14 protein-coding genes are annotated in these 13,658 nt (G+C 72.2%); 10 read left to right on the forward strand and 4 right to left on the reverse strand.

The annotated features are described in order from the left end of the window. Positions 1-64 precede the first annotated feature (64 nt). Genes EIW28_RS23455 through nudC form a run of 3 tightly spaced genes read left to right on the forward strand, consistent with a single transcriptional unit; the run spans position 65 to position 3,581 of the window. Positions 65-1,366: a M16 family metallopeptidase gene (locus EIW28_RS23455; protein ID WP_125250141.1), complete on the forward strand. Its 1,302-nt coding sequence runs from the start codon at positions 65-67 to the stop codon at positions 1,364-1,366. Further along, a complete protein-coding gene (locus EIW28_RS23460) occupies positions 1,363-2,673 on the forward strand; it encodes a M16 family metallopeptidase (RefSeq protein WP_125250142.1) in 1,311 nt (436 codons plus the stop codon). Before EIW28_RS23455 ends, EIW28_RS23460 begins: the two co-directional genes overlap by 4 nt. Then, positions 2,670-3,581, forward strand: coding sequence for an NAD(+) diphosphatase (gene nudC, locus EIW28_RS23465; RefSeq protein ID WP_125250143.1), 912 nt, complete (start codon positions 2,670-2,672; stop codon positions 3,579-3,581). The genes EIW28_RS23460 and nudC overlap by 4 nt, the downstream gene beginning before the upstream one ends. Positions 3,582-3,599: 18 nt before the next feature. Here the strand turns inward: nudC and EIW28_RS23470 are convergent, their stop codons facing one another. Then, on the reverse strand, positions 3,600-4,556 hold the full coding sequence (locus EIW28_RS23470; protein ID WP_125250144.1) for an EamA family transporter: 957 nt from the start codon (positions 4,554-4,556) through the stop codon (positions 3,600-3,602). Between the two features lie 284 nt (positions 4,557-4,840). Next, the gene (locus EIW28_RS23475; protein WP_125250145.1) at positions 4,841-5,074 is read right to left on the reverse strand and encodes a mycoredoxin; all 234 of its coding nucleotides are present in this window, start codon (positions 5,072-5,074) and stop codon (positions 4,841-4,843) included. A gap of 137 nt (positions 5,075-5,211) precedes the next feature. Between EIW28_RS23475 and EIW28_RS23480 the strand changes: the two genes are divergently transcribed. From EIW28_RS23480 to EIW28_RS23495, 4 genes are all read left to right on the forward strand, one after another. Continuing rightward, positions 5,212-7,356 (forward strand): ATP-dependent DNA helicase UvrD2, encoded by a 2,145-nt coding sequence (locus EIW28_RS23480; RefSeq protein WP_125250146.1) that lies wholly within the window; start codon positions 5,212-5,214, stop codon positions 7,354-7,356. A 174-nt stretch (positions 7,357-7,530) separates the two neighbouring features. Beyond that, complete coding sequence (locus EIW28_RS23485) at positions 7,531-7,944, forward strand: hypothetical protein (protein ID WP_125250147.1); 414 nt, start codon at positions 7,531-7,533, stop codon at positions 7,942-7,944. An 89-nt stretch (positions 7,945-8,033) separates the two neighbouring features. Further along, on the forward strand, positions 8,034-8,393 hold the full coding sequence (locus EIW28_RS23490; protein ID WP_125250173.1) for a WhiB family transcriptional regulator: 360 nt from the start codon (positions 8,034-8,036) through the stop codon (positions 8,391-8,393). Continuing rightward, positions 8,390-8,599, forward strand: coding sequence for a hypothetical protein (locus tag EIW28_RS23495; protein WP_125250148.1), 210 nt, complete (start codon positions 8,390-8,392; stop codon positions 8,597-8,599). The genes EIW28_RS23490 and EIW28_RS23495 overlap by 4 nt, the downstream gene beginning before the upstream one ends. A 209-nt stretch (positions 8,600-8,808) precedes the next feature. On the opposite strand, the gene EIW28_RS23500 is transcribed toward EIW28_RS23495, so the two are convergent. Further along, on the reverse strand, positions 8,809-10,113 hold the full coding sequence (locus EIW28_RS23500; RefSeq protein ID WP_125250174.1) for an ABC1 kinase family protein: 1,305 nt from the start codon (positions 10,111-10,113) through the stop codon (positions 8,809-8,811). Between the two features lie 257 nt (positions 10,114-10,370). Here EIW28_RS23500 and EIW28_RS24565 point away from each other — a divergent pair, with 257 nt between their 5' ends. Further along, positions 10,371-10,535, forward strand: a complete 165-nt coding sequence (locus EIW28_RS24565) for a DUF5679 domain-containing protein (RefSeq protein WP_187350653.1) — start codon at positions 10,371-10,373, stop codon at positions 10,533-10,535. Between the two features lie 143 nt (positions 10,536-10,678). Beyond that, positions 10,679-11,209, forward strand: a complete 531-nt coding sequence (locus tag EIW28_RS23505) for a M48 metallopeptidase family protein (RefSeq protein ID WP_125250149.1) — start codon at positions 10,679-10,681, stop codon at positions 11,207-11,209. Between the two features lie 69 nt (positions 11,210-11,278). Here the strand turns inward: EIW28_RS23505 and EIW28_RS23510 are convergent, their stop codons facing one another. Beyond that, a complete protein-coding gene (locus tag EIW28_RS23510; RefSeq protein WP_125250150.1) occupies positions 11,279-12,544 on the reverse strand; it encodes a zinc-dependent metalloprotease in 1,266 nt (421 codons plus the stop codon). A gap of 113 nt (positions 12,545-12,657) precedes the next feature. Between EIW28_RS23510 and EIW28_RS23515 the strand changes: the two genes are divergently transcribed. Further along, positions 12,658-13,629, forward strand: a complete 972-nt coding sequence (locus EIW28_RS23515; RefSeq protein ID WP_158630520.1) for a YlbL family protein — start codon at positions 12,658-12,660, stop codon at positions 13,627-13,629. The last annotated feature ends 29 nt before the right edge of the window (positions 13,630-13,658 follow it).

Here is a 13,658-nt window from a genome sequence, read left to right on the forward strand (position 1 = left end):
ATCCAAGCGCCTGTGACGAACGCCGCGTCACCGGTATGACACCGAGCTGAGATAGGGTTCCGCCATGACTGTTGCGACGATTCCCGCCCCGGCGTTCGCGATCGAGCGGTTCAGACTCGCCAACGGCCTGCGGGTGGTCCTCGCGCCGGACCCCGGAGCGCCCGTCGTCGGCGTCGCCGTGGTGTACGACGTGGGGATGCGGTCCGAGCCCGAAGGGCGCACCGGTTTCGCCCACCTGTTCGAGCACATGATGTTCCAGGGCTCCCACAACGTCGGCAAGGCCGAGCACATGCGCCACGTGCAGTCCGCGGGCGGCACCTTCAACGGCTCCACCCACATCGACTACACCGACTACTTCAACCTCCTCCCCTCCAACGGCCTCGAACTGGCCCTCTTCCTCGAGGCCGACCGCATGCGCGGCCCGGCGATCACCGAGGAGAACCTCGCCAACCAGGTGAGCGTCGTCAAGGAGGAGATCCGGGTCAACGTCCTCAACCGCCCCTACGGCGGCTTCCCGTGGATCAAGCTCCCGCCGGTCATGTTCGACACCTTCGCGAACTCCCACGACGGCTACGGCTCCTTCGTCGACCTCGACGCCGCCACCGTGGACGACGCCCGCTCGTTCTTCGACGCCTACTACCCGGCCTCGAACGCGGTCCTCTCCGTCGCCGGCGACTTCGACCTCGAGCAGGCCCGCGAGCTCGTCGAACGCCACTTCGGGAACGTCGAGGCGCGCCCCGCGCCCGTCCACCCCTCGTTCGACGAACCCGACCTGAGCGCTGAACGCCGCGTCTCGTACGTAGACGAGCGCGCGACCCTCCCGGCCGTCGCCGCCGCCTGGCGCGTGCCCGACCCGGTCACCGAGCTCGACGCGTTCCTCCCGTACGTCGTCCTCGGCGAGCTCCTCACCGACGGCGACGCCTCGCGCCTGGTCGAGCGCCTCGTCCACGCCGACCGCAGCGCCACCGCCGTGGCCGCGCACTGCACGTTCATGGCCGAGCCGTTCGCCTCGCGCGGGCCCACGGTCATGCTCGTGCAGGCGTTCCTGCCCCCGGGCACCGCCGTCGAGGCCGTCCTCGGCACCGTCGACGAGGAGCTCGCCCGCGTCGCCGAAGGCGTCGACGAGGACGAGCTCGACCGTGTCAAGGCCCGCGTCGCCGCCCAGCTGCTGCGCGGCGACGACTCGGTCATGGGCCGCTCGCGCCGCCTGGCGACCGCCGAGATCTTCCACGGCGACGCCGCCATGTCGACCCGGTTCGCCGGGCTCCTCGGCGAGGTCACCGCCGAGTCCGTCGCACAGGCGGCCGCCGCGCTCACCCCGCGGCGCCGCGCCGTCCTCGAAGTCGTCCCCGGAGGCGCCCAGTGAAGATCCCCGTGCCCGGACTCGCACCCGAGGTCCCGCTGACCCTGCCGGTCCCCGTCGAGCGGACCCTCCCGAACGGCCTCCGCGTGCTGCTCGCGCGCCGCCCCGGCGTCCCGCTCGCCGAGGTGCGCCTGTCGATCCCGGCCGCGCACACCGACCTCGCCGCGGCCGACCTGCTCGCCTCGACCCTGTTCTCCGGCACCGAGAACGCCTCGATGACCGCCATCGCCCGCCGCCTCCAGAGCGTCGGCGGCGCGCTCGGCGCCGGCGCCGACCCGGACCGGATCGCCGTGTCCGGCAACAGCCTCGCGACCGGCCTCCCCGAGCTCCTGGAGACCCTCGGCGACGTCCTCAAGGCCGCCGAGTACCCCGAGGCGCCCTTCGACGTCGAGCGCTCCCGCATCATCGACAGCCTCTCCGTCGCCGAGCAGCAGCCCGACTTCCAGGTCAACCGCGTCCTCGACGCGCGCCTGTGGGGCGACCACCCGTACGGGCACCAGCAGCCCACCGCCGCCGAGGTCGCCGCCGTCGAGCGCGAGGCCGTGCTCGCCCTGCACGCCTCCCGCGTCCACCCGACCGGCGCCCGCCTCGTCATCGTCGGCGACATCGACCCCGAGGCCACCGCGGCGGCCGTCGAGAAGGCCCTCGGCGACTGGAACGGCGCCGGCGAGACGCGCGCCATGGAGCCGCTCCCCGAGCCCGTCCCCGGCCCGCTCGTCCTGGTCGACCGGCCCGGCTCGGTCCAGTCCGCGATCCGCGTCGCCTACCCGGCCGTGGTCCGCACCCACCCCGACAACGCGGCCCAGCACCTCACCAACCTCGTCTTCGGCGGCTACTTCACCTCGCGCCTGGTCATGAACCTGCGCGAGACGAAGGGCTACGGGTACTCGCCGCGCTCGCGCGTCGACCACTCGCCGGCCGGCTCGATCCAGCTCGCGGCCGTCGACGTCGCCACCGAGGTCACCGCGCTCGCGCTCGCCGAGGTCCGCGCCGAACTGCGCGGCATGGCGGAGAACCCGCCCGCCGCGGAGGAGCTCGACCTGGCCCGCCGGTACGCGCTCGGCTCCATCAAGCTCGCCACCGCCACCCAGGCGGGCGTCGCGAACTACATCTCGGTGCTCGCCGCCGCCGACCTGCCGCTGTCGTGGCTCGCCGAGCACTCCGAGCGCCTCCGCGACGTCACCCCCGCGGACGTCCAGCGCGTCGCCGCGGCCGAGCTCGACCCCGACCGCGCGGTCACCGTCGTCCTGGGCGACGGCGCGGAGATCCGCGACTCGCTCGCCGAGCTGGGGGAGATCGCGGCCCCATGATGCACCCGCCCCTGGCGGTCGACGAGGTCGACCGGTTCGCCGCGCACCGCGGCGACGACGCGTGGCTCGAGGACGCGTGGCAGCGCGCGCAGATCGTCGTCTGCGACCCCGAGCGCGAGCACATCGACGCCGACGAGGACGGCCTGCGCTACTACGACGCGGCCACCGCCCCCGACGGCGAGCGCGTCTACCTCGGCGGCGAGCACCCGCCCGTGTTCGCCGTCTTCGCCGACCTCCCCGACGGGCTCCCCGGCCGCTGGATCAAGCCCACCTGGGAGCGCCGCGACCTCGCGATCGCCGTGGAGGCCATCGGGATCGGGCACTGGCACGCCACGTACCGGTTCCACCCGACGACCGGCGAGCCGCTGCGCCCCCGGATGGCCGGCTGGGAGCTCGCGGGCGCCAACGGCCGCCCGGTCTTCCCGCGCACCGACCCGGCCGTGATCGTCCTCATCGACGACGGCGCCGACCGCGTCCTGCTCGCCCAGCACCAGCGCTACGGCGGCCAGCCGAAGCCGGCGGTGGCGCAGAACACGATCGGGGCGGCGGCGCAGTCGACGCGCAGCGGCCGGTACGCGTGCATCGCGGGCTTCGTCGAGCCGGGCGAGTCCGCCGAGGCCGCCGTCCACCGCGAGGTCGCCGAGGAGGTCGGCATCAAGCTCGACCGCCTCGACTACGTCTCGAGCCAGCCGTGGCCGTACCCGCGCTCGCTCATGCTCGCCTACCGGGCCACCGCCGACGCCGCGCAGCCGCTCGCGCTCCAGGCCGAGGAGATCGCGGACGCGCGCTGGTTCACCGCCGACGAGGTGCGGCAGATGTGGGTGGAGACGGCCGACTCGACGCCGAGCGCGGTGCGGATCTCCGTGGCGCGCTTCCTGATCGAGAACTGGCTCGCCGAGGTCGCATAGGGCGTCGCAGAGGGCCGCCTAGACCTTCGTGACGGCGGCCGCCTCGGCCTCCTCGGCGTCGCTGCGCTTGGCCGAGACCGCGCGCTGCGCGGTGAAGACGCCGGCGATGACGACGAGGCCGCCCACGATCTGCGGCACCGTCAGCGCCTCGCCGAGCAGGGCCCAGGCCGCGAGCGAGGCGATGACGACCTCCGCGTAGCCGATGCCGCCGGCGACCGGCGCGGACACGAACCGTAGGCCGCTCAGGCCGAGGCCGTACGCGGCGGCGGTGCACAGCACCAGCGCGGAGACGCTCACCCAGCCCGTGGTCGCGATGCCGCCGAGGACCACCTGCGACGACAGCGCCGCCCAGTCGAGGGCCCACGGGGCCGCGAGCGGCGCGAGCACGGCGGCGCCGACGGCGAAGCCGACCGCGAGGAGCACCCGCACGTCGACGCGCGCGGTGAGCTTCTCGCCGGACAGGAAGTACGTCGCCTGGCAGGCCGCGGCCGCCGAGCCCGCGATGAGCCCGACCGCGTCGAGGCGCAGGCCCGACCAGACCTCGACGACGATGCACAGGCCGACGATGCTGAGCAGGACGCCGATGACGGCGGAGCGCGGGAGGACGGTGCGCCGCACGAACCGGACCCAGGCCGCGACCACGATGGGGCCCATGAACTCCAGCAGCAGCGCGATGCCGACCGGGAGCCGCTCGACGGCGATGAAGTAGAACGCCTGCACCGCGGCGATCGCGGTGAGGCCGAACAGCGCCAGCGCGCCCCACGGCAGGCGCGTGCCGCCGCGGAGGGTCCGCACCAGCGGCACGGCCGCGACCGCGAGGGCGAGGAGGCCGACGCCGCAGATACGCAGCCATGTCACCTGGATCGGGGTGAGCCCGGCCTGGATGACCACCTTGCCGAAGGGGCCGCAGACGCCGAAGAACAGCGAGGCGGCGAGGACGAGCGAGACGCCGAGGGCGGCGCGCGGTGAGGTCATGGCAGGGCTCCACGGGTCGACCGGCGGACAGGGCGCGGCGGTGCCGGGGACGGTCCGGGACCTGGGGTTCCGGGCCGCGGCCGACGCGCGGGATCGGTTGAGGGGCCGCCCGAACGGTACACCCGCTCCGAGGGCAGAGAAAAGGCCCGGGACGGATCCATCCCGGGCCTGAATGCTTAGCGACCACCCCTCGAAGTCGCTAAGCAAGCTTGACGAGTCAACTATAGGGCATCGTACCGGCTTTGTGTCCTAAACGTGACCATAGTCTCGGCATGTGGCACAGGTCAAGCCGCGAGCTTCTCTTTCACCTGCGCCAGAGAGGGATTCGTGAGCGCCGAGCCGTCGGCGAACCGCACGGTCGGCACCGTGGCGTTGCCGCCGTTGACCCCCATGACGAACTCGGCGGCCGCCGGGTCCTCCTCGATGTTGACCTCTTCGTAGGCCAGGCCCTCCCGGTCGAGCGCCGACTTCAGCCGCCTGCAGTAGCCGCACCAGGTGGTGCTGTACATGGTGATCATCGATCCTCCTTCTCCAACCGACAGTAACGCGGGGGCGCCCCGGGTCATTCCGCCCGATCGTGGTCCTCCTCACGTCGATCCCCTTGAGGGTGAACGGTCCCGGGGTTCTCGTCGGAGGGCTCTGGGAGACTGTCGGGATGAGCACGCGCGACGAGGCCATCCACCTGCTCCTCTCCGGACTCGACCCTGAGCAGCGCGAGGCGGTGACCGCCGACCCCGGACCCGTCTGCGTCCTCGCCGGCGCCGGCACCGGCAAGACCCGGGCCGTCACCCACCGCATCGCGTACCGCGTGCTGCGCGGCGACATCCGCGGCCAGCACGTCACCGCCGTGACCTTCACCGCCCGCGCGGCCGGGGAGATGCGCGACCGCCTCCGCGGCCTCGGCGTCTCCGGCGTCAACGCCCGCACCTTCCACTCCGCCGCGCTGCGCCAGCTCCGCTACTTCGGCGCCCGCCGCTTCGGCGGCCAGCTGCCCGAGCTGGTCGACTCGACGCTGAAGTTCACCGCGATCGCCGCCGCCCGCGCCGGCCTCCAGACCTCCCGCGCCAAGAACTTCGACCTCACCACCGAGATCGAGTGGGCCGCCTCGTCCCTCATCGGCCCCGACGACTACGTCAGCGCCGTCGCCGCGCTCGGGCGCGACGCGCCCGCCGCCCCCGAGGACGTCGCGAAGGTCTACGCCGCCTACATCGAGGCCAAGCGCCGCGCCGGGGTCATGGACTTCGCCGACGTCCTCGCCTACACCGCCGACCTCATCGCCGACGTCGAGTCCGCCGCCGACCAGATCCGCAGCCAGTACCGCTTCTTCGTCGTCGACGAGTACCAGGACGTCACCCCGCTCCAGCAGCGCCTCCTCGACGCCTGGCTCGGCGACCGCGACGACATCACCGTCGTCGGCGATGCCAGCCAGACCATCTACTCCTTCACCGGCGCCACCTCGAAGTACCTCCTCGACTTCACCCGCAGGCACAAGGACGCGGCGCTCGTGCGCCTCGTGCGCGACTACCGCTCCACCCCGCAGGTCGTCGGCCTCGCCAACCAGATCATCGGCGAGTCCAAGGGGCGCGAGGCGAAGATGCGCCTCGAGCTCGTCGGGCAGCGTCCCAGCGGCCCCGAGGTCACCGCCGAGGTCTTCGCCGACGAGGCGGAGGAGGCCGACATGATCGCCCGCCGCTGCCGCCAGCTCATCGCCGACGGCACCAGCGCCTCCGAGATCGCGGTCCTCTACCGCACCAACGCCCAGTCGCAGGCGTACGAGGAGGCGCTCGCCTCCTACGGCGTGCCCACGGTCGTCACCGGCGCGGCCCGCTTCTTCGACCGGCCCGAGGTGCGCCAGGCCGTGATCGCGATGCGCTCGGCCGCGAAGACCGACATCGGCCGGCTGCCGCTCGCCGAGGCCGTGCCCACCGCGCTCGACGCCGTCGGCTGGCGCGCCGACGCCCCGCCTTCCGGTGGGGCCCAGCGCGAAGCGTGGGAGGCGGTGGCCGCGCTCGTGGCGCTGTCCGAGCAGTTCCTGGACCACCACCGGGCCGACCCCGACCGGGACGGGCCCGATCCCGACCTCGAGGCGTTCTGCGCCGAGCTCGGCCGCCGCGCCGCCGAGCAGCACGCGCCGGCCGTCGAAGGCGTCACCCTCGCGAGCCTGCACGCGGCCAAGGGCCTCGAATGGGACGCCGTGTTCCTCGTCGGCCTCGCCGACGGCACGCTCCCGACCACGTTCGCGCGCACCGAGGCCGCGCTCGAAGAGGAGCGGCGCCTGCTCTACGTCGGCATCACCCGCGCCCGCGAGCGGCTCCAGCTCTCCTACGGCCTCGCCCGCACCTCCGGCGGCCGCGAGCGGCGCCTGTGCCGCTTCCTCGCGCCGCTCGGCCTCGGCGGCTTCCCGAAGGCCCCCGAGCCGAGCGCCGGCAGGCCACGCTCGTCGAAGAAGACCGCGAAGGTCCTCGACTGCTCCGGCTGCGGCAAGCCGCTCACCGACGCCCGCGACCGCAAGCTGGGCCACTGCCCCGACTGCCCGGCCACTATGGACGAAGAGCTGTTCGAGCGGCTCCGCGAATGGCGCATCGGCGTCGCCAAGCACGACGCCAAGCCCGCCTTCACCGTCTTCACGGATGTGACGCTCATCGCCATCGCGGAGCGCTGTCCGGCATCCGACAGCGAACTGGCGTCCCTCCACGGCATCGGGAAGTCCAAGCTCGACAAGTACGGGCCGGCGGTGTTGCACCTGGTCAACGGCGGTGCCGTCGAGGACGCGGTGGCGATGTGCACCGAGGGCTCCTGACTTCTCCGACCGACCGCAAAAACTTTCTTTCAAAACCCCCGGAAAATACGTTGCGCTCCCATGGAGGACGGGCGTAGCGTTGCTCAAGCCGGGAGAGGTGTGCGCCTCAGACCCCCGGCCCGTAGGAGATGAAGATCAATGGCACCCATGGAACCTGGAAAGGAGGGGTAGACGATGTTGCTGCTCAGCGAATCCACGCAGACCGACCTCGGCGCGACCACGCGTGAGTCGGCTATCGCCGTGTATCGGCACATCGCGCCCGTCTTCGCCCAGCTCCGTGGCACCACTCTGCCCGTTGCCGTCCTGACGACCACGGCTCCGAGCACCGTCAACACGATTGACAACACCACCGATATGGGCGCCGAGACCCTTCGCGGACGTGGCCGTGCAGTCGCCGGCCTCGGTTGGCAGCCGGTTTCCGGCTCCAAGAAGCGTCACGGCGCCACCCGCGGGAGACCGCCTCGAGATCACCACCGGTTGGGCTTACAGGAGAAAGCCCGACTCGGAACTCTCGAGGCCGCGAATCCCGCAACCGGGATCGCGGCCTTTTTGTTTGGCGTGAAACGCCAGGTCGCGGCCCGTCAGTAGAAGAACAGACGAGACAGATTGCGAAGCAATTGAGTCCTCAGACAGCACTGATGCGACCGACCATCGACATGAGAGAGGAGACCGAGTCCATGACCGACACCCTCATCGGGCCTGAGCTGCGCGAGCAGGCCGCCCAGATCGGCAGCGACCTCCCCTGCCGCGAGTACGACGCGGACCTGTGGTTCTCGGAGCAGCCCACCGAACTCGAGTTCGCCAAGTCCCTGTGCGCCGACTGCCCGGTGCGCCTGGAGTGCCTCACCGGCGCCCTCGAGCGCCACGAGCCCTGGGGCGTCTGGGGCGGCGAGATCTTCGAGAAGGGGAACGTCGTGGCCCGCAAGCGGCCCCGCGGCCGCCCCCGGAAGGACGCCGCGCTCATCGAGCAGGCCGCGCAGGCGGAGCTCGCCGCGCGCACGAGGGAACTGGCCCTCGCGGGGGTGGCGGTGTCATGACCGTCGACTACCTGAGCCGCCACCTGAAGCGTGACGTCGGCGTTCAAGACCTCGGACCCTCCCTGACGGAGGAGGTCGAGGCGGTCCGGCCGCTGGCGCCGACGACCGAGATGTTCGGACGACTCCGCATGCGGAGCCTCTGGACCGAAGCCGGTTACCAGCGAGTCGTGCTCAAGGGCGGAAAGCACCGCCGCCGCAGGCATTGACCGCGCAGTGACCGCGTTGGCTGAAAGGGCCCGTCCCCCCGATCGGGGGGACGGGCCCTTTCCGTTGCGCCGCAAGGAATGTGAAACGGGTGTGTCGCGGAGGGTCGTCGCATAGCGGACATCCGGAGCCGCCCCCGGATCAACAGTGCCGCACTGGTGCGACAGGGCCGCCCGGTGCGGTTCAGCGCTGCCGGTAGAGCGCTGCCGGTTCAGCTCCGACGGTTCGGGTCGGTCCCCTCGGGGTCGGCGAAGCCCGGCAGCCATTCGATGAGGATCTCGCGCCAGTTCGCCTCCGCGCCGAGCTGGCACAGGACGCCGATCGAGCCCATCGTCACGCGGTGGATGAGCAGGTACGCGGGCGGGAAGCTCAGCTGCTTGTTCAGCTTCGCGGCCTCCGAGCCCTGGCCGGTCAGGCGGGTGCTCTCCTTGCGCAGCCACTCGCGCGAGAACCGGAACTCCGCGCCCGCGATCGGTTCGAGCATCGGCACCAGCAGGTCGAGCATCGCCTTCGCGTCGATCTCCAGGTCCGGCGGCACGAAGCCCTCGCCGCGCAGCCCCGCCACGACCTCGTCGGCCCGCCCGTCGAGCGTCAGCCTAGTGAGCCGCCCGACCTGCACCGGCATCCCGCCGGGCAGCCGCGCGGCCGCCCCGAAGTCGTAGACGACGAGCCGCCCGTCCTCGCCGATCGCGAAGTTCCCCGGGTGCGGATCGGCGTGCAGGAGCCCGGCGCGCCTGGGCGCCGAGAAGTGCAGGGTGCACAGGCGCAGCCCGGCCGCGTCCCGCTCGGCCTGGGTGCCGTTCGCGATGACGTCGGCCAGCGGCCGCCCGGCGATCCACTCGGTGACGAGCACCTCGGGGCTGGCGTGGACGACCGCGGGGACCGAGATGAGCGGGTCCCCGGCGAACGCCTCGGCGAACTGCCGCTGCGTCGCCGCCTCCAGCTCGTAGTCGAGCTCCTCCAGCAGCCGCTCGCGCAGCTCGACGGTGATCCTCTTGACGTCGAAGTTCGGTTGCAGCACCTTGAACATCGGGGCGATGCGCGAGAGGTGGCGGAGGTCCGAGCGGAGCGCGTCGCCCGCGCCCGGGTACTGGATCTTGACGGCGACCGGCCGCCCGTCGGCCCACACCGCGCGGTGCACCTGGCCGATGCTCGCGGCCGCGGCCGGCGCGTCGTCGAACTCGGCGAAGCGGTCGCGCCAGTCCGCGCCGAGCTGCCGTTCGAGGACGCCGTGGACGCTCGCCACCGGCAGCGGGGGAGCGGCGTTCTGGAGCCGCGTCAGCGCCTGCCGGTACGGCGCGGCCAGGTGCTCGGGCAGGGCCGCCTCGAAGATCGAGAGGGCCTGGCCGAGCTTCATCGCGCCGCCCTTGAGCTGGCCCAGCACGCTGAAGACGTGCTCGGCGGTGCGCCGCTGCGCCTGCTCGCTGAGGATCTCGTCGGCCAGCCCGGTCACGCGCTTGCCGAGTCCCACCGTCGCCCGGCCCGCCAGCCCCAGCGGGAGCGAGGCGAGCTTCATGCCCCGCACGATCGCCCGGCGGGGGAGGTCGTCACCCGAATGGGCGGGTCCATGCCTGTCGCTCACGTTCCCAATGCTCTCACGGACCGGCGCGTTCGCGGAGTCCGAGCGCGCACGCCGCCCCACCTGCGGCGCGACCGCGCGCAGGCGTCACCCGCAGGAGTGAAGCGGCGCGGCGGGGCTTACACGCGTGAAATCTGTGGCATTCTGAGGCTGAAAGGTCGCAGAGTGTGACCGCCGCTACATGGGGGGTACCAGTGGCTACAGCTACGGAGACGTACAACGGGTACTGCGTCAAGTGTCGCGAGAAGCGCGACTTCGAGGGCACCGTCGTGGTCTCGGACTCGGGCCGCCGGATGGCCAAGGGGACGTGCCCGGTGTGCGGCACGAAGATGAATCGGATCCTCGGCAAGGCCACGTGATCGCTGACCGCACGGTCCCGCCCCTCGCTTGATCCCACGATGCGGGAGATCGGCGAGGGGATTTTCATGGCATAGCACCACGCAAGACGCAATCGAGACATCTGCGTTAGGCGATTGTCACCCCCGCGGATTAGTGTGCGTTCATGGCGCGCAAAGTGCATCCCCCCGTTGAAGTGCGGCGCTCTCCCCGGCGCCGTGCCACCGTAGCGGCCTACGAAGAACGAGGCCGCGTGGTCGTCATGATCCCCGACGCCTTCTCCGAGACCGAGGAGCGCGAATGGATCGACCACATGCTCGCGAGGCTCCAGAAGCGCGAGGCCAGAGACGGCCGCGCCTCTGACGCCGCCCTGCGGGACCGGGCCGTCAGGCTCGCCCGCCGCTACTACCCCGACCACCCCGCGTGCGCCGCCCCCGAGAGCGTCCGCTGGGTCGACAACCAGCACCGCCGCTGGGGCTCGTGCACCCCGTCCGACGGCTCGATCCGGCTCTCGCGCCGGCTCACCATGATGCCGTCGTGGGTCATCGACTACGTCCTGCTCCACGAGCTCGCGCACCTGGTCCACCCCGACCACTCGCGGCCGTTCTGGGACATGGTCGGCCGCTACTCCAAGGCCGAGCGCGCCCGCGGCTACCTCGAGGGCATCGCCGACGCCGAGGCCAGCGACCCGCGCTAGCGAGACCCGCCGGACCGACCGCCGCGGCGGCCGGGCGCCCGGTCCTGCCCGCTCCCGCCTACCGGAGCGCTACTTCTCTCCCGGCTCCTCGTCGTCGTCCTTCGGATCGTTGACCGCGAGCTGGTCGAACATCGACAGGTCCAGGTCCTCCAGGGCCTCGGAGACCGTCGCGAACGTCTCCGGGTGTTCCAGATCGGCCGCGCTCGGCATCAGGTCCGGGTGCGCCCACACCGCCTCGCGCCCCTCGATCCCGCGCGCCTCGGCCAGCGACTGCCACAGCCGCTCCGCCGCCCGCACCTTCGCCTGGTCGAGCTGGAGGCCGACCAGCGCCTCGAACGTCTGCTCCACCGGCCCGCCGGAGGCGCGGCGCCGCCGCGCGGACTCCATGAGCCGGTCCATCGTCGGCAGCCGCTCGCCGACCGCCTCGGCCACCACCGTGTTGATCCACCCGGCGATGAGCGCCAGGGTCGTCGCCAGCCGCGCCAGCGCCGCCTTCTGCTGCTCGGTGTCCTCGGGCTTGAACACCTCGCTGAGGTCGAGCGTGGCCGCGGCCTCGGGGTCGGTCGGGTCGATCTCCGACATGGCCTCCTCGATGGCGGCCTCGTCGATGCGGATCTCCCGCGCGTACGCCTCCAGCGCGCCCAGCAGGTGCGAGCGCAGCCACGACGCGTGCGTGAAGAGCCGGTGCGCCGCGGCCTCGCGCAGCGCCACGAACAGCCGCACCTCCTCCACCGGGAGCTCCAGGCCCTCGGCGTAGGCGGTGATGTTCCCGGGCAGGAGCGCCGCGACGCCGGTGCGCCCGAGCGGCAGGCTGACCTCCGTGGAGGACAGCACCTCCCCGGCGAGCTTGGCGAGGGCCTGGCCCATCTGGGCGCCGAACAGCGCCGAGCCGACCCCCTTCATGAGGTCGGCCATCGGGCCGAGCATCCCGGCCATCTCCTCGGGGACGAGCGTCTGCATCGCCTCGCCCATCTGGGCCGCGAGGGGCTCGGCGAGCTGCTTCCACGAGTCCTCGGTGCGCGCGATCCACTGCTTGCGGGTCCACGCGTCGGTCGCGGTGACCCCGGAGGGCCAGTTCACGACCGAGTCGAGCCACAGGTCGGCCAGGCGCATCGCCTCGGAGACCTGCGCCTGGTCGGCCGGGCCGACCGTGTTCTCGGCCTCCAGCTCGGACTCGGCGAGCTGCCGGGCGAGCTGCCAGTTGACCGGACCGGACGACAGCGACTGCGCCATCATCTGCTGCAGCTGCTGCATCATCTGCTGCACCCGCGGGTCGTTGGGGTCGGGCAGGTCGCCGCCCAGGTTGCCGAAGCCGAATGGAATGTCGGAGCCCATGCGCCAACCGTACGTCAGAGGAGGGGGAGCGGGCCACGGCTGGGCGATCTGGGGCGCCCCCGTTCGCTGCGGGCCGAAAGCGCGCGTGGGCGTGCGCATGTAGGCTTCCCCGCATGCGAAGGCGAGGAATCACCGTCCTGTTGGGCGCGGTGCTGGTGGCCCTGATGACGTGGCAGGCGCTGTCGATGGACGTCGCCTACGTGGTCTTCAGCCCCGGCCCCACCGAGGACGTGCTCGGCTCCGAGGAGGTCGACGGCGTCGAGCACCAGATCATCAGCGCCGAGACCGAGTACCCCTCCGAGGGCCAGCTGCGCCTCACCACCGTGCGCGTCCTCCAGTCCGTGACCCTCGCCGAGGCCCTCCGCTTCTGGGTGTCCAATGAGTACGCCATCGTCCCGCGCGACCTGATCTACCCGCCCGGCGAGTCCGAGGAGGACATCGCCGAGGAGCAGGAGGCGGACTGGGTCGAGTCCCAGTCGAACGCCGAGCAGGCCGCGCTCGCGCACCTGGGCGAGCCCGCCGTCATCTCCGTCGTGGCCGACTCCGCCGGCCTCCTCGCCGGGGACGTCGTCACGGCGGTGGACGGGACCGCCGTCACCTCCCTGAGCGCCCTCGAGGATTACGCCGACAGCGAAACCACGGTCACCGTGACGCGCGCGGGCGCGCCGGTCGAGGTGCCCGGCGTCGTCCTCGGCGAGGCCGACCTCCAGTCCGTCCACGACGACCCGTACGGGATCGAGATCGACACCGAGGCCCTCGACATCGGCGGCCCCTCCGCGGGCCTGATCTTCGCGCTCGGCATCGTCGACCGGGTCACCGAGGGCGACCTCACCGGCGGCATGGTCGTCGCGGGCACCGGCGAGATCGACCCGGAGGGCAACGTCGGCGCGATCGGCGGGGTCCAGCAGAAGGTGACCGCCTCGGTCGAACTCGGGGCCGACGTCTTCCTCTCCCCGGACGCGAACTGTTCGGACGCCGTCACCGTTCCGCACGACGGCATGACTATTGTCAGAGTCGAGACGCTCGCAGACGCGGTCTCGGCGCTCGAGTCCCTAGCGGCCGGCGGGGAAGTCACGACCTGCTGACCCAGCCAACCCACGGCTCGACGCACCGC

Origin of the sequence: Glycomyces terrestris (assembly GCF_003933745.1) — a bacterium.
In the GTDB taxonomy this organism is placed as follows: domain Bacteria; phylum Actinomycetota; class Actinomycetes; order Mycobacteriales; family Micromonosporaceae; genus Glycomyces; species Glycomyces terrestris.

Coding starts and splice junctions, on each gene's coding strand:
- EIW28_RS23505 (WP_125250149.1), top strand. CDS start 10,679: ATGGCGCGCAAAGTGCATCCCCCCGTTGAAGTGCGGCGCTCTCCCCGG.
- EIW28_RS23470 (WP_125250144.1), bottom strand. CDS start 4,556: ATGACCTCACCGCGCGCCGCCCTCGGCGTCTCGCTCGTCCTCGCCGCC.
- EIW28_RS23495 (WP_125250148.1), top strand. CDS start 8,390: ATGACCGTCGACTACCTGAGCCGCCACCTGAAGCGTGACGTCGGCGTT.
- EIW28_RS23485 (WP_125250147.1), top strand. CDS start 7,531: ATGTTGCTGCTCAGCGAATCCACGCAGACCGACCTCGGCGCGACCACG.
- EIW28_RS23475 (WP_125250145.1), bottom strand. CDS start 5,074: ATGATCACCATGTACAGCACCACCTGGTGCGGCTACTGCAGGCGGCTG.
- nudC (WP_125250143.1), top strand. CDS start 2,670: ATGATGCACCCGCCCCTGGCGGTCGACGAGGTCGACCGGTTCGCCGCG.
- EIW28_RS23500 (WP_125250174.1), bottom strand. CDS start 10,113: ATGAAGCTCGCCTCGCTCCCGCTGGGGCTGGCGGGCCGGGCGACGGTG.
- EIW28_RS23480 (WP_125250146.1), top strand. CDS start 5,212: ATGAGCACGCGCGACGAGGCCATCCACCTGCTCCTCTCCGGACTCGAC.
- EIW28_RS23510 (WP_125250150.1), bottom strand. CDS start 12,544: ATGGGCTCCGACATTCCATTCGGCTTCGGCAACCTGGGCGGCGACCTG.
- EIW28_RS23515 (WP_158630520.1), top strand. CDS start 12,658: ATGCGAAGGCGAGGAATCACCGTCCTGTTGGGCGCGGTGCTGGTGGCC.
- EIW28_RS23455 (WP_125250141.1), top strand. CDS start 65: ATGACTGTTGCGACGATTCCCGCCCCGGCGTTCGCGATCGAGCGGTTC.
- EIW28_RS23490 (WP_125250173.1), top strand. CDS start 8,034: ATGACCGACACCCTCATCGGGCCTGAGCTGCGCGAGCAGGCCGCCCAG.